Here is a 17,954-nt window from a genome sequence, read left to right as displayed (position 1 = left end):
CGACGTGTGCTCGGTCCGAAGCTGGACCGAGCTGCGGATTGCCGTGCGCGAAGCGGCCGCGCTGCCGCTGGTCGTGGTGGATCCTTATGCGGAGGGTGCGGGCGGCGACGGGCCTTCGCCGTCGCTGCGCGCGTTCCTGCGGGACTTCAACTACGTTCCGGTGGTGGCGGCGCTGGAGACGCGCGGCCCCCGCTTCCGGGACCTGCGGGTGCTGGGCGCGTGGGGCATCTCGGAGATCATCTCGCTCGATCAGGAGGCGATCGCCGAGGCGCTGGCGCAGCGGCTGCGCGCGGTCACGGGCCGGGCCATGCGCACGCTGCTGCGCGACGCGCTGCCCAGCTTCCTCTCCACCCGCGCGCTCACCATCGCGCTCGCGGCGGCCGAGAGCGTGTCGGCCGGCGGGCACGCGCGGTCGCTCGCCCGCAGCATGCACGTGTCACGGCGCACGCTGTCGCGCTGGTGCGTTCGCTCGGGCCTGCCGGCGCCCCGCCGGCTGATGGCGTGGATGCGCATCTTGTTCGCGGCGCAGCTGCTGGACGACCCGCGGCGCAAGGTGGGCAGCATCGCCTACACGTGCGGCTACTCGTCCGACAACGCGCTCCGCACCGCCATCCACGCGTTCCTGGGGCTCACTCCGCGCGCAATGCGGAAGCTGGGCGCGTTCACCACCGCCTCGCGCGCGCTGGTGGCCGAGCTCACCGCCGTCCGCGAGCAGAAGCGCAAGGAGGCCGAGGCCGAGCGCGTTCGCCGCAAGGAAGCCCTCGCCCCGCTATAGCCGGTGCTCACCGGCTCGATCTCTCGAGCAGCGGTGTGTTGGAATTGTCTTCAGATGATCGCGGGAAGCTCTGCGGAAACGATGGGGGGAGCAGGTGCGGCCATCCGTCTAGTGTGGTATTCCTGTATGTGGCCGGTAATAGGTGAAATTGGCGGATGGCGTGTTGGCGTACCTCCGGCCGTGTACCGAGATTGGTTCCGTGGACTGCGACGAGCGCAGCACGGTAGCCGTTCGGTGGGACAGCCGGAGTTGGCCGCGTACTCAACGCGGCGTTTAGATGCACCAGGGACTTACAAAATTGCAGTGCCGGGTGGCCCCACGGCCCGGGGACTTACGCCTCACCCGGTCAAAACCCTCGCCCGCCGGACGGTCGCCGTTCCGCGGACGCTACCGAGGTTTCGCCTCGCAATCCGCCGATCGAATGGCGGACGGCTGGCGCACAAACGCGAAGAAGCCCCGGCTCGATTCGAGCACGGGGCTTCTCGTTTTTCCCTTCGCTTCAGTGTCGTACGGCCGAGAGTCGTCTGCCCGTGATACTGCCGCCTGAACGTGACGAAGCATCACAGTCGACTTTATGACTACGATTCATTTCGCGATCATGCACCGTACATCTCACATCTAGAGTGGATGTTGGCTGGTGCCATGAAACCACGAAGCCCCCGCTCGCGAGGAGCCGGGGCTTTCGATGCATGCGGGGATGAACGACGGTCACTTCATCAGGTTCTTGGCGATGGTCTGGAGCTGCATGTTGCTGGTGCCCTCGTAGATCGTGCCGATCTTGCTGTCGCGGTAGAACTTCTCGACCGGGTACTCGCGGGTGAAGCCGTAGCCGCCGAACAGGTCGATGCACTGGCTGGCGATGCGCTGCGCGACCTGCGACGAGAAGAGCTTGGCCATGGCGGCCTCGTGCACGAAGGGCTGGCCCGCATCCTTGAGGCGGGCGGCGTTGTACACCATGAGCCGCGCGGCCTCGAGTTCCGTCGCCATCTGCCCGATCTGGAACTGCACGCCCTGGAAGTCGCCGATCTTCTTCCCGAACTGCTCGCGCTCGCCCACGTACTTGATGGTGGCCTCCAGCGCGCCCTGCCCGATGCCGATCATCTGCGCGCCGATGCCGATGCGGCCCTCGTTGAGCGTTTCGATGGCGGTCTTGTAGCCCTTGCCCACTTCGCCCAGCACGTTCTCTTCGGGCACGAACACGTCCTCGAGGACCAGCTCGGTGGTGGACGAGGCGCGGATGCCCAGCTTGTCTTCCTTCTTGCCCACCGTGAAGCCGGCGAACTCCTTCTCGACGATGTACGCGGTGATGCCGCGGTAGCCCGCCTCGGGGTTCAGGTTGGCGAAGACGATGAAGACCTCGGCCTCGGCGCCGTTGGTGATCCACAGCTTGCGGCCGGTGAGGCGGTAGCCGCCGTCGGCCTTCACGGCGCGCGTGGCGAGCGCGAATGCGTCCGAGCCGGAGCCAGCCTCTGAGAGCGCGTAGGCGCCCACCTTCTCGGCCGTGAGCTGCGGCAGGTACTTGGCCTTGAGCTCGTCGCTGCCCCAGCGGATGAAGGCGTTGTTGACGAGCGTGTTCTGCACGTCCACCAGCACGCCCACGCTGGCGTCCACGCGCGACAGCTCCTCGACGACGAGCGCGGCGGTGAAGAACGAGGCGCCGGTGCCACCCAGCTCCTCGGGCACCTCGATGCCCATCAGCCCCAGCTCGAAGAACTTGGGGATGAGGTTGGGGTCCATCTTCTGCGCCTCGTCCATGGAGTGCACGCGGGGGCGCACGTCCTCTTCGGCGAACTGGCGGACCAGGTCGCGGAACATCTGCTCTTCTTCGCTGAGGACCGTAAGCGGCGCGCCGCCGGTCGCGAGGTCAACGGTCGACATGGGGGTCGTCTCCACGGGAAAGTGCGGGTGGTGCCGGATCGTGCAACCCCGTAATATGGCGTGTGGCCCGCCGGATGTCGAGAAAGCGCGGCCCCTTCGTCCTTCCGGTGTGACCCATCTCCCGCCACTCGCCCCGAGACCTCCATGTCGACCGATTCCCCGGCCGTACCCCTCTCTCCATCCATCGCCGACGGCGGGCGCGCGCGGCGGTTCGCCGGCTACGGGCTGGCACTCACGGCGGGGGCGCTGTGGGGGATGACGGGCCCCATCAGCGAGGCGCTGTACAAGGAGGGCGCCAACATCACGGAGATCGGGTTCTGGCGGGTGCTGCTGGCGGTGCTGGGCTTCCTGGCGTACGGCTGCTTCCGGCCCGCGATGTTCCGCATCGACCGGCGCGGGGTGCTGGTGATCGCGCTGGGTGGCGGGGCGCTGGTTGCGGCGTTCGAGGTCGCGTTCCAGCACGCGATCAGCAACCTGGGCGTGGCGGCGGCGGTGACGCTGCTCTACACGGCGCCGGTGATGATCACGCTGCTCGCCGGGCCGCTGCTGAAGGAGCGGGTCACGGCGGTGCGCGTGGCTCTGGCGCTGGTGGTGCTGGCCGGCGTGGCGATGACGGTGTTCGGCGCGCAGGGCGCGAAGCCGGCGTGGAACGCGGTGGGGATCGTGGGCGGGATGGTGGCGGCGGTCAGCTACGCGGGCACCACGCTGCTGGCCCGTTACGTGGTGCCGCGCTACGGCTCGCTGAAGATGCTGTTCTGGGAGCTGCTGGGCGGCACGGTCATTCTCGCCGTGCTGCTGCCGCTGGTGGGCCGGCCCTTGCTACCCGGCGGCGCGTTCCCGGCGTGGATGCAGTCCACGCAGCCGTGGATCTTCATCGTGGCGCTGGGAATCAGCACGGTGGTGCTCGCCAACTTCGCCTTCTTCGGGGCGACGAAGCGCATCGACGCGGCGCCGACGGCGGTTGGGGCGAGCTGCGAGCCGGTGGTGGGGTCGCTGGCGGCGCTCGCGATCTTCGGGCAGAACCTGACGCCGCTGGGGTGGGCGGGCCTCGCGCTCGTCGTATCGGGCGTGGTGACCGGCTACCTGCGCGAGGCGAGGGAGACGGATGAGGAGCCGAACGCGCCGAGGGGCTGACGATCGGCACGCATCGCATCTCCCGTCGCGCAGGTCTTTGGAGCCGGACGCATCAGCAGGCGGATGCGTCCGGCTCTTCGCATCTACCGATGTCCGTTCATCTTCCGTGTTGATCGGTGGATGACTCGCCCGGCGCAGCGATGGTCGGGAGAGATGCGTGTAGATTCTGCGGCGACACGGCTGGGCGTTGGAGGGTCAGGGCAGGGCCGGAGGATGCGGACGCGGTTCGGCGCCGCGGCGCGGAGCGTGCGAAACACCCCGCCGGGGCCGCCGTAGTGGGGCGGGTGATGCCGGATCGTCCGGTGCCGCACATGCCGAGCAAGGAGACCGACGATGGAGAATCCGAACGAGGGCGACCGCAAGCGCGACCCGCTGGAGGAGATGAACGCGCGCCTGGAAGCCGCGCTGAACGAGATCCGTCCCAAGGTGAAGCAGGTCTTCCACGAGCTGGACAGCCGCGTGGAGGCCGCCTTCGAGGACCTGAAGCCCAAGGTGCAGGAGGCCCGCGACAAGGCCCGCCCCAAGGTGGACGACTTCGCGGCCGAGGTGCAGCCCCGCATCGACGCGCTGCTCACCAAGATGCAGAACGCGCTGGAAGGCATCCGCAAGGAGTTCGAGATGCGCGCCGACCGCGCCGAGGCGCGCAGCGAGGGCGACGACACGACGGGCGGAGCGTCGGCGGGAAGCTCGGCTGGAGCAACCACGGTGGGGACGACGTCCGGCACCACGTCGGACACGACCGCGGCGGGCGACGGCAGCCCCGCGGTGGACGGGTTCTCGGCGGAGGGCTGGGCGTCGGCGGGGGCGGCATCTGCCGGGTCTTCGGCGACCTCTGCGTCCGGGGCGGCGCACGGCGGCTCGGCGGGCTCGGGCGGCGGGACGTGGCCGCAGTCGTCCGACACCAAGCCCGGCGACCCGCCGATCGACTCGTCGGTGGGGCCGCGGCCGGGTGCCAGCGCAGGCACGTCGCCCTTGGGGAGCGACGCGGGGGGCGAGCGGGTGATCGAGGTGGAGCTGGAGCCGTCGACCGGCGGCTCGTCGGGATCGGGCACGGGTAGCGGCGCGTCGGGAGGAAGCTCGGTTGGCGGGTCGTCTGCGGGCGGCAGCACCGGCGGATCGTCCTCCAGCGGCGGCGGATCGTTCGGCGGATCGGGTCTCGGCGGCTCGTCGGCGGGCGGGACGGCGCCGGGCAGCGGAGCGGGATCGGGCGGCGGATTGGGATCGAGCGGCGGGTCCGCGGGCGGGAGCGGCGGATCGTTCGGCGGTTCGTCGCCGGGCAGCGGATCGGCGGGCGGGTCATTCGGCGGCGGCTCGTCGTCTGGCGGGGCGGGCTCCGGCGCCGGTAGCACGGGTTCCAGCAGTTCGTCGCCCACCGGATCGCCGCTCGGGGGCTCGTCGTCCGGCAGCGGGTCCGCTGGCAGCGCATCACCCGGGAGCTCATCTACCGGCAGTTCGGCTGGTGGCGGATCTTCGTCCGCGGGCGGCTCGTCCTCGAGCGGTGCCTCGGGCTCGACGGGTGCGAGTTCCACGGGTGGCGTTTCTTCGCTCGGGGGATCGTCCACGGGCGGATCGTTCGGCGGGACGTCGAGCGGGAGCGCGGGCGCGGAGGGTGGATCGTCGGGCGGGGCGTCGGACCGGCCGTCGCCTCCGGGGGCTGAAGAGACGCGGATGCCGTAGCCGCGGCTCGTTGCGGAGAGAATGATGCGGGGAGGCGTCGCGAGGCGCCTCCCCGTTTTTATTGCTTTCCCCGGAAGGGTGGGCCTGATGGGTGGAGGTGGGAGGCCCTCCCGCCTCGAAGTGCTTACGTGTGGCAGCGGCGGGCGGTATCGTGCGGGGGCGACGGGGCGCACCGCTTTCGATCGCCCGGACGTGAGCTGGATGCGCGGCAGAATCACGGGGCAGCGTTCGTTCGGGAGGGATGGTGGGCGTGGTCGCGGAGTCCATGTGGCACGTGGAGGTCCGATGCGATTGGTGACGTGGGAGGCGGCGGTCGTGGTGGGCGTGATGGAGCTGGCGGCGAACCCCGCGCGTGCCCAGCCGCCGAGGCGCCAGGCGGTGCCGGCGGGGTGGTACGATGCGCCGGCCGGGGCGCCGTACGTGGCCCTGGCGGTGACGGTGGCGGTGGATTCCGGACCCGCGCTGGGCGGAACGCTCACGCTGCCGTGCGCGGCGCCGCGGCCGCTGGCGGCGGTGGTGCTCGTGTCCGGATCGGGGCCCGAGGACCGCGACGGGGGCGTGCCGCCGGACCCGTACCGCCCCCTGCGCGACGTCGCCGACACGCTCTCGCGGCGCGGGATCGCGGTGCTGCGGCTGGACGACCGCGGCGTGGGCCAGGGCGACTTCCACCATCGCTCCAGCATAACCCGGGTCGCGGCGGACGTGCGCGCCGCGCTCGCCTACCTGCGCGCCCGCGGCGACGTGGACTCCGCGCGGCTGGGGGTGATGGGCCACAGCGAGGGCGGCGCGGTCGCCCCCATGCTCGCGGCGGAGGATTCGACGCTGCGCCTGATCGCGCTGCTGGGCGCGCCGGGGCAGCGGCTGGGCGACGCGCTGCGCGAGCAGGTGAGCACGTCCGTCGCGCGCGACCGCAGCCTGGCGACGCCGGCCGCCCGCGACTCGGCGCTGCGGGTGCGGAGCGCCTACCTGGACCGGACGATCCAGCGCATGTGGGGCGCGGGCGAGCTGGAGTACGACCCGCTGGCCACGGCGCGCGCCGTCCGCTCGGCCGCGGTGCTGGTGCTGCAGGGCGAGACGGACTGGCAGGTGCTTCCCCGCCAGGCCGGCGCGCTGGGGGCCGCGTTCCGCGAGGCGGGCAACCCGGACGTGACCGTGCGGGTCTTCCCGGAGGTCGACCACCTGATGCTGCGCGACCCGGACGGCGATCCCGACGGATACGAGCAGCTTCCGTCGCAGCGCGTGGCGCCGGAGGTGCTGGGCGCCTTGGCGGACTGGGCGGCGGCGCGCCTGGACGAGCCCGCGCCCGCCCTCGGCCAGGGGCGGAGCCGCGGGGATGCGCGCATCTGCCGCTGAGCGATCGGGCGAGCGGCGGTGACACACGGCGACCCGGTGAACGGCGGCTTGCGCCCGGACGGTGGATCGTGCGTGTTCCACGGTCCCGGCTCGCGCGGGCGGGCGCGGCGTCTGGCCCGGCGCGGGCGGATTCGCTAAATCTCTCCCGTCTCCGTTCTTCCACCCTCCCCGCAGATCGCCCATGCCGACCTTCCGACGCGCGCTCCCGGCGCTGGCCGCCCCCGCGCTCCTGCTCGCGAACGCCGCGGGTGCGCACGCCCAGGCGCGCGTAACGTACGAGATCGCCTTCCCCAACGCGGTGCATCACGAGGCGCAGGTGACCGCCACCTTCGCCGGCGTGCCCGCGGGCCGGCCGCTCCAGGTGCGCATGAGCCGGTCGTCGCCCGGCCGGTACGCGCTGCACGAGTTCGCCAAGAACGTGTACGGCGTGCACGCCTCCGACGGGGCGGGGCGGCCGCTGTCGTTCACCCGGCCCAACCCGCACGAGTGGGACGTGGCGGGGCACGACGGCACGGTGCGGATGACGTACACGCTGTACGGCGACCGGACGGACGGCACGTACGCGGGCATCGACGCCAGCCACGCGCACCTGAACATGCCGGCGGCGTTCATGTGGGCGCGCGGGCTGGACGCGGCGCCCATCCGCGTGACCTTCCACCGCGCGCCGGGGTGGAGCGTGGCCACGCAGCTGATGCCCACGGCGGACTCGGCGACGTTCACCGCGCCCAATCTCCAGTACTTCATGGACAGCCCGACGGAGGTGGGGCCCGTCCGCTGGCGCACCTGGCACCAGAAGAACGGCGCCACCGACGTGACGGTGCGGATGGCGATGCACCACCTGGGCACCGACGCGGAGCTGGACGCGTTCGCGGAGATGGCGAAGAAGACGGTGGCCGAGGAGGCGGCGGTCTTCGGCGGGATGCCGTCGGACCGCGGCGTGTACACGTTCATCGTGGACTACCTGCCGTGGGCAAACGGCGACGGCATGGAGCACCGCAACTCCACCATCATCACCTCGCCTCGCCCGCTGAGCACCGGGGCGATGGACAACATCGGCACGGTGAGCCACGAGTTCTTCCACCAGTGGAACGTGGAGCGCATCCGCCCCAGGGCGCTGGAGCCGTTCAACTTCGAGGAAGCCAACATGAGCGGCGAGCTGTGGTTCGCCGAGGGCTTCACCAGCTACTACGACGCGCTCTTCCTTCGCCGCGCCGGCATCTACAACGACTCGGCGTATGCGGACGACGTGACGGGGAACGTGACCACGGTGCTGAACGCGCCCGGCCGGCGGCTGTTCAGCGCGGTCGAGATGAGCATGCAGGCGCCGTTCGTGGACGCGGCGGCCTCCATCGACCCGCAGAACCGGCAGAACACCTTCATCTCGTACTACACGTTCGGGGCGGCGCTGGGGCTGGGGCTGGACCTGACGCTGCGCGAGCGCTTCCCCAACGTGACGCTGGACGACTACATGCGGGCCATGTGGCAGCAGCACGGCCGCTTCCAGAGCGCCGCGCTGGCGCCCGAGCGGCCGTACACGCTGGCCGACCTGCGGCGCGTGCTGGGCCAGGTGACGGGAGACGCGGCCTTCGCGAACGACTTCTTCGACCGCTACGTGCAGGGCCACGAGGCGCTGGACTACGAGCGGCTGCTGGCGCCGGCCGGGTTCCTCGTCCGCAAGGCGCACGCGGGGGCGCCGTGGCTGGGAACGGGCTTCGTGGACGACGACGGGGTGATCGTGGCGAGCGGCCCCGTGGTGGGCGGCAGCTTCTACCGCGCCGGGATCGACCGCGAGGACCGCATCGTGAGCATCGCGGGGCAGGCGGCGACCACGGCCGATGCGGCACGCACGGCGCTGCTGGCGCACCGCCCGGGCGAGACGGTGCCGGTGGAGGTGGAGCAGCGTGGCGTGCGACGCACCGTGAACGTGACGCTGGTGGAGAACCCGGCGGTCGAGGTGGTGCCGTACGAGGCGGCGGGCCGGCCGGTGACGGACGAGATGCGCGCCTTCCGTGCGCGCTGGCTGGGCTCCAAGGCGGGGATGTAGCGCGATGCGACTGATTGCCACGGCCGCGATGGCCGCGACGATGGGGATGGCGGTGACGCTGGGGATGGCCGGGTGCAGCGGCGACGAGCCGCAGGGTAACAACCCGCCGGAGCAGCCGGCGTTTCCCGCGGCCACGGTGGCGCGGCCCGCCGTGGTCGCCTCGTTCCCGCACGACACCAGCTCGTTCACCGAGGGCATCTTCTGGCACGACGGCGCGCTGTACGAGAGCACGGGGCGCAACGGCCTGTCGCTGGTGCGCAAGGTGGAGCCGGCCACGGGCAAGGTGCTCCAGCAGGTGCGGCTGGACACCACGTACTTCGGCGAGGGGCTCACCCTGCTGGGCGGCAAGCTCTACCAGCTCACCTGGCAGACGCACGTGGGCCTCGTGTACGACCCCGTCACGTTCAAGCAGGTGTCCAGCTTCTCGTTCGACGGCGAGGGCTGGGGGCTCACCAACGACGGCAAGTCGCTGGTGATGAGCGACGGGACGGACCGCATCCGCTTCCTGGACCCGGTGAACTTTCAGATCGTCCGCACCATCGACGTGCGCGACGGGTCCACCCCGGTCACGCAGCTCAACGAGCTGGAGTGGATACGCGGCGAGCTGTGGGCCAACGTGTGGCACACCGACCGCATCGCCCGCATCGACGCCAGCAACGGACGGGTGATCCAGTGGCTGGACCTCTCCGGCCTGCTCAAGCCCGGCGACGTGACCGACCGCGAGGCCGTGCTCAACGGCATCGCCTACGACGCGGACCACGACCGCGTGCTGGTGACGGGAAAGCTGTGGCCGAAGATCTTCGAGATCCGCCTCCCCGCGGCATCTTCCAGCGTAGCCGGAGCGCCCCTGGCGGCGCCGTCCTCCGACTCGGCGGCGGCGAAGTAGCTGGGGTTCTCGGGAGACGTACGGCAGGCGGTGGCCCGGAGATGCGGGCCGGGGGATGACGATCTGCCGTGCATCGATCGTAGAACGAAGTCGGGTCCGGGAGATGTGAAACGACTTCGATGGATGCGGGATGTGGATTCGGAGAAGTTCGGCCGCGTGGTGAAACCGGTGCGTGCGGCGCAGCGTAGGGCAATCACGAGCATCACGTCTCCCGAACCGCCGGTCCCGCTCATGATTCTTCTCCGCTGGATCTTCAGGTCCGTGATCCTGACTCTGCTGATGAAGCTCCTCGGGGGCTTCTTCCCCATTCTCCGCAGGCTGCTCCGCCTCGTCTGGCGGTAAGCTTCGGGAGAGCCGCGATGCCGAACGACGGCCGGGCGTCCACACCACGTGGGCGCCCGGCCTCGTTTTTTGCCCCGCCCTCCGCCGACGGCTCTTCCACTGTGAACGTCCGAAGTAGACGAACGTCACCGTTGACGCGCATCGCGCGTCCGAACATACTCCGTTTCGGACGGTTTGTCCGTGCCGTCCTCGCGAGGCCGAACCCTCGCACGACAGCAGCTCCGCCCCATCGCTTCCACCGGCGCCGCGGCATCCGCCTGCATGCGGGTATCGCACGGCGTGTCCGTCTCATCGTCCGGAGCCACGTGCGGTTCCGTCACGGCCCCACCTCTCCCGAGCTCCCCCCCAATGCGAAACGCCACGCGCAGTGCCGGTGCGCTGCTCCTGCTGCTGTCCGTGCTGCCGTCCGCCGGAGCCCGCGCCCAGAACCTGCCGCCGGGCGACACGGCCGCCGCGCGGCAGGTCGCGGCCGGAGGAGCGGCTGCCAGGCCACCGGCGGCCCCCGCGGACACCGGGGCCATCAACGGCATCTTCCTGGACACCATCAGCCCGGCCAGCGCCGAGCGGGGCACGATCGTGCGGGTGTGGGGCCGCTTCCCGGCGAACCCGCGCGGCCGCGTGATCGGCTTCGAGCCGGCGTTCTCGCGCGCCTGCCCGCCGGACGTGCAGGGGTGCATTCCCGGCGGGTTCGGCTTCCAGGTCGCCATCCCCGCCGCCGCCCGCGACAGCGGGTCGATGCGGTTCGTGATCCCGCCGGAGACGCGCTTCGGCTACTACCGCGTGTGGGCCGGCCGCCCGGACACCTCTCGCGCGGGGCGGGTGTACGCGCCCACGCCGGGCCACGGCTACCTGGTGCGGAACGACGACACGGTGCGGGTGCGGGCCGTGCTGCCGGCCGTGGCGTACGGCGACGGGGCGGTGGAGGCGTACCTGGACGTGCAGGGCCTGAGCCCCATCGAAGCCGAGAACCAGCTCATCCTGAACGGGCAGGTCTACCCGCCCTGCACCGACACGCTTCCCGGCCGCGGATGCCAGCTTACCTCGGTGGACCCGGACGGCCACACGCTGCGGGTGCGCTGGCTGAAGCAGGAGCCGAACCCCATGAAGGGGCTGGTGAAGGTGCAGGTGCGCGTGGGGAATCAGGTCTCGCCGGAGCGCACCTTCATCATCTCCATGGTCAAGGAGCGCACGCCCGCCTGGACGGCGGCGGCGCTGCTGGCGCTGGTAGTCGCCGGGGTGCTGGCGCTGCTGTGGCCGCTCACCAAGGTCGGCTCCGGCGCGGGCAGCCGGCGCGCCGCCCTCTCCACCATCGCGTTCCTGGACCGCGAGACGAACACGTACAGCCTGTCCAAGCTCCAGTTCTACCTGTGGACGGCGGCGGCGCTGGTGGGCTATGCGTATCTCACCATCTGCCGCAGCCTGGTGCGCGGCGACTTCACCTTCGCGGAGGTGCCGGGGGGGCTGCCCAGCCTGCTGCTCATCACCACCGGCACCAGCGCCCTGGCGGTGGGCATCACCAGCGCCAAAGGGTCGAAGGGGGCGGGCGAGCACCATCCCAGCGCATCGGACTTGGTCACGTCGGGCGGGCTGGTGGCGCCGGAGCGGCTGCAGTTCCTGGTGTGGACCATCGTGGGCGTGCTGTCGTTCGTGGTGCTTGCCCTCTCCACCAGCCCCGCCGATATCGAGCACCTGCCCAGCATCCCCGAAGGCTTCCTGGCGCTGATGGGCGTGAGCTCGGTGGGATACCTGGGCGGCAAGGTGGCGCGGAAAGCCGGCCCCGTGATCAAGCGGGTGGAGGCCACGCTGGGCAGCCTGGTGCTGCACATCGACGGCACCAACTTGTCGCCCGACGCGCAGTTCCGCGTGGACGACCAGGACGTGATGCCCAGCATGCTGGACCCGGTGGAGCACCCCAGCGGCCGCCCCACCATCATCGCCGCCGAAGACCAGCCCGGGTTCGCGCGCACGCTGCTGCTGAAGCTCGCCAATCCCGCGGCGGGGTGGACGCGGCTGCCGGACGCGGCGGGCAAGGACCCGGCGGCTCGCGAAGGGGCGCACTCGCTCACCATCGTCAACCCGGACGGGCAGCGCGCCGTGTGGAGCTTCGTGATCACCCCGCCCCCGGCCCAGGACCCCGAGCAGGTCACCGCCGGCGCACCCGCGCCTACCCCGCAAGCTGGTGGGACACCCGGCAGCGGCGGCGTTCCGGGCGTGCAGTCCGGCGGCCTCGTACCGGCCGGAACGACCACGGTGACGACGGTAACTACTGCAACGACCGGATCCACGGCCAGCGGATCGACGGTGACCGCGGCTGGAGGGGGTGTTCCGGCGGGAGCGTCGGACGAGTCGGGCGGAGAGGCGGGGCCGGCGGATGGGGCCGTGCAGGATCAGCAGGCCGCGCCGGAGATCGACCCGCTTTCCGGCGCGGGTTGTGGTCTGGTGGGGTGGCGGGGTGGGGTCGAGGGCGGAGAGGGATGCCCCCTCCCCCGGCCCCTCCCCCGCAAGCGGGAGAGGGGAGAACTGCTTTGGGGGGTTGGGGTTAGCATGTGTTCGTAGAATCGGAAAGCAGCGGTGGGATTCGGGGCGTCGGCCGTGCTGGTGCGGATAGCGGGCGCGTTGTGCCTGAGCCCGACGCGAACCTGGTCAACGTCCGCATCCGCTCGCTTCTAGCTTCTACCGCCGGGAATCGCTCCAGCACCCCCCCGCCATCTCCCACCCTGCGGCCCCTCGGCTACACGTCCTCGACGCCCGCGGCGGCGAGGGCGTGACTGGCGAGGCTGACCTGCTCGGCGGTGTCGACGAAGACGGTGACCAATCCTACGGCCTCGTCTACCTCGCCCTCGCGTTCGGGGTGGAGGCGGCGGCGGAGGGCGGCTTCCAGCTCTTCGCGGAGAACGCGGAACTCGCCGCGCACCTCAGCGGCGGTCCAGCCCAGGCGCTGCCGCTGCGCGCCATGGCGTTGGGCGATGGTGCGCTGGATGGCGGTGCCGTCGCGCAGCGAGCCCGCTTCGGCGCCGGCCGCCAGGTCGGCGCCGCCCAGCGTGCCCGCCACGTCGGCCAGGAACGAGACCAGGTGGTCCTCCAGCTCGGGCTCGGGGATGCCGCGGGCGTGGACGAACCGCGGGTCGCCGCGCAGGCGCGCCACGTACGCGTGCAGCAGCCGGTCCATCTCGAGCGTGATCGCTTCCTGGACCGCCTGGAGGAGGGCGATCGGCAGCGCGCCGTGGGGCGGGGAGGTGCCGGGGGAGAGCGACTCCGCCGGGAGCGGGGCGGCGGGCAGCCACAGCACGAAGGTGGAGCCCACGCCGGGCTCGCTGTTCACCGTGAGGTCGCCGCCCATGAGCCGCGCCAGCCGCAGGCTGATGGTGAGGCCCAGGCCCGTGCCGCCGTGGCGGCGCGTCAAGTTCATGTCCACCTGCTCGAACGGCTGGAAGATGGCGTCCAGCCGCGCCGGGTCGATGCCGGGCCCCGTGTCTTCCACGCGCACGTACGCCCACGGCCCCGGCCCCTCCAGCTTCGCCTGGGGCGAGGGCCGCTCGGCGGTGCCGGCGCTGAGGGTGATGCGGCCGCCGGGCGGGGTGAACTTGACCGCGTTGGAGAGCAGGTTCACCAGCACCTGGCGCACGCGCTCCTCGTCGCCCCAGTACGTCACGTCGGCCGAGAAGGCCGAGACGCGGTCGTTCAGGTCCAGGCCGCGGGCGTGCGCCTGCGGCTGCACCAGCGCGAGGGCGCCGTCCACCGCGTCGCCGATCCGGCCGGCGGAAAGGCCCACGGCCAGCCGGTCGGCCTCGATGCGCGAGAAGTCCAGCACCTCGTCGATCAGCCCCAGCAGGTGCACGCTGCTGGTGCGGATGCGGGTCAGGTGGCCGCGCTGCGCCTCGGTGAGCGGCCCGCCCAGCTCCATGTCCAGCAGCTCCGCATAGCCCATGATGGCGTTGATGGGGGTGCGGATCTCGTGGCTCATGGTGGCCAGGAAGAGGCTCTTGGCGCGGTTGGCCACTTCCGCTTCGGTGCGCGCCTGCTCGGCGGCGTCGTTGGCGGCGAGCAGCGCGGCGCCCGCGGCGCGGGTGGCGGTCAGGTCGCGCGTGGTCTTGGCGAAGCCCAGCAGCACGCCCGCGTCGTCCCGCAGCGCGGTGAGCGTGACGCCCGCCCAGAAGGTGGAGCCGTCGCTGCGCACGCGGTGCCCCTCGCCCGTGTACTCGCCGGTGGCGGCCGCTTCCTCCAGGTGCGACTCGGCGGTGCCGTCTTCGGAGCCGCCGTCCGGGTACAGCAGGCGCAGGTGGGCGCCCTCGGTCTGCTCCTTGGTCCACCACTTGATGAGCCGCGCGCCCTCGCCCCAGAAGGTGATGATGCCGTCGGGGTCCATCAGGAAGATGGCGTAGTCGCGCGAGTTCTCGGCCAGCGCCGCGAAGGCGCGCGCAGCCACGTCCGGCGGCGCCATGCCGGCATAGGGGTCGCGGGCGCCCAAGCGCGACTCGCCGCGCCGCAGGGCAGCCTCGCGCTCGGCGGTCTCGCGGCCGGGCTCGCCGGGCCGGTCTCCGGGAACGCCGTCAGGGGCGCCCGTTCTGTTCGGGTCTGGGACCATCGCGTTCGTCGTCGCTCGCCTGAAAAGTCGCTGTCCGGCGCGGCTTCGCCGCGCGAATCCCGGCCCGCTTTCGCAACACCGGGGCCAGCGTCCCGGCGCCTGCCGCAAGGCGCGCCTGCGCACTATTGCGAGGCGGCGCTTGACCGCGAGCGCGGGACCGCCGACGTTTCCCGCACGCCGTGGATGCAGGCGCCAGCGGCTCGTGGGCCGGGACGCTCTCCGCGTCGCCCACCGCGCATCTACGTCCGCATCGTCCGCCCGCACCGCATCTCCCGATGATCGCCCAGCTCCCGACCCTCACGACCGAGCGCCTGGCACTTCGCCCGCTCACCCTGGCCGACGCGCCCGCGGTGCAGCGGCTGGCCGGCGCCCGCGAGGTGGCAGACACCACGCTCACCGTGCCGCACCCGTACCCGGACGGCGTGGCGGAGGCGTGGATCGCCATGCACGCCGACCGCTTCGCCGCAGGCGACGAGGCCGTGTTCGGCATCACGCTTCGCGAGACGGGCGAGCTGATGGGTGTCGTGGGCCTCGTGGCCACGCGGGCGCACCGGCGTGCGGAGCTGGGCTACTGGATGGGCGTGCCGTTCTGGGGGCGCGGCTTCTGCACCGAGGCGGCGCGCGCGGCGGTGCGGTTCGCGCTCACGGTCTGGGAGATGAGCCGCGTGACCGCACACCACTTCACGCGCAACCCCGCGTCCGGCGCGGTGCTGCTGAAGGCGGGGATGATGCGCGAAGGCATGCAGCGCCGCCACGTCCTGAAGAACGGCGTGCTGGAGGACATCGAGATGTACGGCATCCTCCGCGAGGAGCTGGACGCGCCGCGCGGTGGGTAGATCTACGGCGAGGGGGATAGTGGGAGGACGGGCGATTCGACGCGCCGGTGGATGTGCATCTACCGAACGTCGTCTGCCAGAACGACGGTCGATGGAGGTGCATCGAGCAGCACGATACCGTGCGCGGGCGTGACGGGAAGGGCGGTGAGTTCGTCAGCATCGCACGCCAAGCTGGCAAGGCGAATGCGCCGGAGAGGTGTCCGGCGGATCGCATCTCCCGAAGCCTGCGCTGCGCCCCTGCCGGATCATCTGGCGCGGGACGAGGGTAGGAGGGCGGTAGCAGTTCCGAGGTTCAACGCGGCGTGGTACGGAGCCGCACAACCGTTTCGGTCCGCAGCGCGGGCCGTGATCCCAATCAAGGAGCCGGACCGATGCACAAGCTTTCCCGCGTTTTCCTCTCGCTCGCGCTGGTGGGCATGGCCGCCACGCAGGCCAGGGCGCAGCAGGGTTTCGCGCTCAAGGGGCACTTCCTGTACAACTCCAACAAGGTGAGCCGCGACTCCATCCCCACCAAGGACGGGTTCGACGTGGGCGCGGAGTACGTGCTCCCGTTCGGCATCGGCGTGGGCGTGACGGGCTACACCACGGGTAAGGCGAGCGAGGCCACCCACAGCGCCACCAGCTACGGCGTGCTGGCCGAGGCCAACTACTTCCTGAAGCTGCCGCTGATCCCGCTGGCGCCGTATGCCGGCGTGCACGCGGGCCTGGGCCGCTACACGGTGGAAGACCTCCAGTCGCCGTCCACGCCCAAGTTCCACGACAACCGCAACCAGTTGGGCTTCCAGGTGGGCGTGCGCTCGCAGCTCACGTCCATGTTCGGGGTGGACGCGCAGTACCGCCGCGTGAGCCAGTCCGCCGCCGACAACCAGGACGGCCGCCTCTCGCGCAACCAGGTGCTCGTGGGCATCACGCTCTTCTGAGCCGCGCATTCGGTAGATGAACGGCAGCGGGGCCCCGGCGGATTCTTCCGCCGGGGCCCCGCTTCGTCGTGCTGCTTTTCGGTAGATGCACGTGCGGCGTGCTACGGTAGATGCCCGGCATCCCGCTCGGGAATCTGGAAGTCGAGCCGGTGGTAGCGCGTGTCCGCGAACGCCGCGCGGAGATGCCGCAGCGCCGCACGCCGCGCATCCGCTTCCGAATCCGCCTCGACCGGGACGGTGCCTTGGGCGCGGAAGCGGACGGTGAACTCCTCCACGATGCGGGCGGTGCCGCCGGTACGGGAGACGTCGAGCACTTCCACGGTGGCGCCGGGCCAGGCGGTGCGCACCTCCTTCTCCACCTGGTGCTCCGCGTCGGCCAGGCCGTACGCGGGCACCTCGGCGCGGCCGGTGGCGCGCAGGGCTACGTCGTGCAGCATCGCCGCGGGCTCAGCGCCCTGCCGGCGGCGGCGCGCCGATGACGATGGTGTCGTGCGGCATCCCCGTGGAGTCGGTCGTTGACGGTCGAGGCGCTGCGGTGCTGTCGGTCGCCGGATTCGGGGCGGGCGCGGGCGGCGGCGTGATGCCCATCAGCGCGTCCAGGCGGCGGCGCACCTCGGCCTTGGGGCCGGGACGGATGCTGACCGCCAGGAACCGCTGGAGCGCGGCCACGGCGGCGGCGGTGTCGCCCAGCGCCAGACGCGCGTCGGCCAGGTGGCTGTACGCCAGGTCGAGCTGCGGGTCCAGGCGGATGGCGTCCTCCAGCGGCGGGATCGCCTCCTGCGGGCGCTTGAGCACGATCAGCGTGTACGCGTAGCGGTCGCGGTACTCGGCCTTGGTGGAGTCGATCTCCGCCGCCTTCTGGAAGTACGCCAGGGCCGACGGGTAGTCGCGGATTCGCAGGCTGCGCAGCCCTTCCTGGTCCGCGATGAACGCGTCGGCGGCGGTGAGCTGCGACTGGCTGCCCGCGCTGTCGGGCGCCACGCTGTCCGGCAGGTCGGCCAGCGGCCGGTCGGCGCGCGTGCCGCCGCCGCGCAGCGCCTGCCACGCGATGAACCCGCCCGCGGCCGCGACGACGAGAAGCACGAGCACCCAGAAGAGCACCGTCGTTCCGCCCGCCTTCTCCTCTTCCTCACGCCGCCTGCGCGGCGGCTGGATCACGGGCGCCGCGGCCACGGGGCGCCCGTCGGGCGTGGCGAGCGGCGGGGGCGCGAGCATGGTGCGGTCGTCCGCGTCCACGGTGACGCGATGCCGCGGCGGTGCAGCAGCGATGGCGGAGGCGCCCGCCAGCGCGCTGGCACCCGCGGCGCCGGCGAAGGGCACGTTCTCGACCGTGGGGATGAGCATGCGCAGCGCGTCGCCGAACGAGCCCGCGTCCGGGAAGCGCTCTGCCGGGTCGTACGCCAGGGCGCGGCGGATGGCCGCCTCCACCGCCTCGGGCACATTGGGGTTGCGGGCGCGCAGCGAGGGCAGCGGCACCTCCATGCCCACGGCGATCCGGTTGCGGTCCGCATCGGTGAACGGCCG

13 protein-coding genes are annotated in these 17,954 nt (G+C 71.7%); 9 read left to right on the top strand and 4 right to left on the bottom strand.

What is annotated here, in order from left to right:
* On the top strand, positions 1-775 hold a 775-nt coding region (locus VFE05_05955), incomplete at its 5' end, for a helix-turn-helix domain-containing protein (GenBank protein HET6229607.1).
* 708 nt (positions 776-1,483) lie between these two features.
* Here the strand turns inward: VFE05_05955 and VFE05_05950 are convergent.
* Positions 1,484-2,653 (bottom strand): acyl-CoA dehydrogenase, encoded by a 1,170-nt coding sequence (locus tag VFE05_05950; protein HET6229606.1) that lies wholly within the window; start codon positions 2,651-2,653, stop codon positions 1,484-1,486.
* 144 nt (positions 2,654-2,797) lie between these two features.
* Here VFE05_05950 and VFE05_05945 point away from each other — a divergent pair, with 144 nt between their 5' ends.
* The 6 genes from VFE05_05945 to VFE05_05920 all read left to right on the top strand — a co-directional run bounded on the left by VFE05_05945 (position 2,798) and on the right by VFE05_05920 (position 12,645).
* Positions 2,798-3,787 (top strand): EamA family transporter, encoded by a 990-nt coding sequence (locus VFE05_05945; GenBank protein ID HET6229605.1) that lies wholly within the window; start codon positions 2,798-2,800, stop codon positions 3,785-3,787.
* A gap of 333 nt (positions 3,788-4,120) precedes the next feature.
* The gene (locus VFE05_05940) at positions 4,121-5,464 is read left to right on the top strand and encodes a hypothetical protein (protein ID HET6229604.1); all 1,344 of its coding nucleotides are present in this window, start codon (positions 4,121-4,123) and stop codon (positions 5,462-5,464) included.
* Positions 5,465-5,749: 285 nt separating this feature from the next.
* A complete protein-coding gene (locus tag VFE05_05935) occupies positions 5,750-6,817 on the top strand; it encodes an alpha/beta hydrolase (GenBank protein HET6229603.1) in 1,068 nt (355 codons plus the stop codon).
* A gap of 181 nt (positions 6,818-6,998) precedes the next feature.
* Positions 6,999-8,861, top strand: a complete 1,863-nt coding sequence (locus tag VFE05_05930) for a PDZ domain-containing protein (protein HET6229602.1) — start codon at positions 6,999-7,001, stop codon at positions 8,859-8,861.
* 4 nt (positions 8,862-8,865) lie between these two features.
* Entirely contained in the window at positions 8,866-9,747 is an 882-nt protein-coding gene (locus VFE05_05925; protein HET6229601.1) for a glutaminyl-peptide cyclotransferase, read from the top strand.
* 690 nt (positions 9,748-10,437) lie between these two features.
* The gene (locus VFE05_05920; GenBank protein ID HET6229600.1) at positions 10,438-12,645 is read left to right on the top strand and encodes a hypothetical protein; all 2,208 of its coding nucleotides are present in this window, start codon (positions 10,438-10,440) and stop codon (positions 12,643-12,645) included.
* Positions 12,646-12,820: 175 nt separating this feature from the next.
* Here the strand turns inward: VFE05_05920 and VFE05_05915 are convergent, their stop codons facing one another.
* Positions 12,821-14,674, bottom strand: coding sequence for an ATP-binding protein (locus tag VFE05_05915; protein ID HET6229599.1), 1,854 nt, complete (start codon positions 14,672-14,674; stop codon positions 12,821-12,823).
* Positions 14,675-14,949: 275 nt separating this feature from the next.
* On the opposite strand from VFE05_05915, the gene VFE05_05910 reads away from it, so the two are divergent.
* Both VFE05_05910 and VFE05_05905 read left to right on the top strand, forming a co-directional pair.
* Positions 14,950-15,510 carry a GNAT family N-acetyltransferase gene (locus VFE05_05910; GenBank protein HET6229598.1) on the top strand — a complete coding sequence of 187 codons (561 nt, stop codon included), beginning with the start codon at positions 14,950-14,952 and terminating at the stop codon, positions 15,508-15,510.
* A gap of 371 nt (positions 15,511-15,881) precedes the next feature.
* Positions 15,882-16,430 (top strand): outer membrane beta-barrel protein, encoded by a 549-nt coding sequence (locus tag VFE05_05905; GenBank protein HET6229597.1) that lies wholly within the window; start codon positions 15,882-15,884, stop codon positions 16,428-16,430.
* A gap of 101 nt (positions 16,431-16,531) precedes the next feature.
* Here the strand turns inward: VFE05_05905 and VFE05_05900 are convergent, their stop codons facing one another.
* Positions 16,532-16,867 carry a hypothetical protein gene (locus VFE05_05900; GenBank protein HET6229596.1) on the bottom strand — a complete coding sequence of 112 codons (336 nt, stop codon included), beginning with the start codon at positions 16,865-16,867 and terminating at the stop codon, positions 16,532-16,534.
* A gap of 10 nt (positions 16,868-16,877) precedes the next feature.
* The coding region (locus VFE05_05895) for a protein kinase family protein (protein HET6229595.1) at positions 16,878-17,954 on the bottom strand (1,077 nt) is incomplete at its 5' end.

The organism is Longimicrobiaceae bacterium (assembly GCA_035696245.1).
In the GTDB taxonomy this organism is placed as follows: domain Bacteria; phylum Gemmatimonadota; class Gemmatimonadetes; order Longimicrobiales; family Longimicrobiaceae; genus DASRQW01.
This window is presented reverse-complemented; position numbering and strand designations above follow the sequence as displayed.

What these genes read in the sequence shown, in the direction of transcription:
- VFE05_05935 (HET6229603.1), top strand. Translation starts at nt 5,750, where the DNA reads ATGCGATTGGTGACGTGGGAGGCGGCGGTCGTGGTGGGCGTGATGGAG.
- VFE05_05925 (HET6229601.1), top strand. Translation starts at nt 8,866, where the DNA reads ATGCGACTGATTGCCACGGCCGCGATGGCCGCGACGATGGGGATGGCG.
- VFE05_05915 (HET6229599.1), bottom strand. Translation starts at nt 14,674, where the DNA reads ATGGTCCCAGACCCGAACAGAACGGGCGCCCCTGACGGCGTTCCCGGA.
- VFE05_05900 (HET6229596.1), bottom strand. Translation starts at nt 16,867, where the DNA reads ATGCTGCACGACGTAGCCCTGCGCGCCACCGGCCGCGCCGAGGTGCCC.
- VFE05_05910 (HET6229598.1), top strand. Translation starts at nt 14,950, where the DNA reads ATGATCGCCCAGCTCCCGACCCTCACGACCGAGCGCCTGGCACTTCGC.
- VFE05_05920 (HET6229600.1), top strand. Translation starts at nt 10,438, where the DNA reads ATGCGAAACGCCACGCGCAGTGCCGGTGCGCTGCTCCTGCTGCTGTCC.
- VFE05_05930 (HET6229602.1), top strand. Translation starts at nt 6,999, where the DNA reads ATGCCGACCTTCCGACGCGCGCTCCCGGCGCTGGCCGCCCCCGCGCTC.
- VFE05_05950 (HET6229606.1), bottom strand. Translation starts at nt 2,653, where the DNA reads ATGTCGACCGTTGACCTCGCGACCGGCGGCGCGCCGCTTACGGTCCTC.
- VFE05_05940 (HET6229604.1), top strand. Translation starts at nt 4,121, where the DNA reads ATGGAGAATCCGAACGAGGGCGACCGCAAGCGCGACCCGCTGGAGGAG.
- VFE05_05905 (HET6229597.1), top strand. Translation starts at nt 15,882, where the DNA reads ATGCACAAGCTTTCCCGCGTTTTCCTCTCGCTCGCGCTGGTGGGCATG.
- VFE05_05945 (HET6229605.1), top strand. Translation starts at nt 2,798, where the DNA reads ATGTCGACCGATTCCCCGGCCGTACCCCTCTCTCCATCCATCGCCGAC.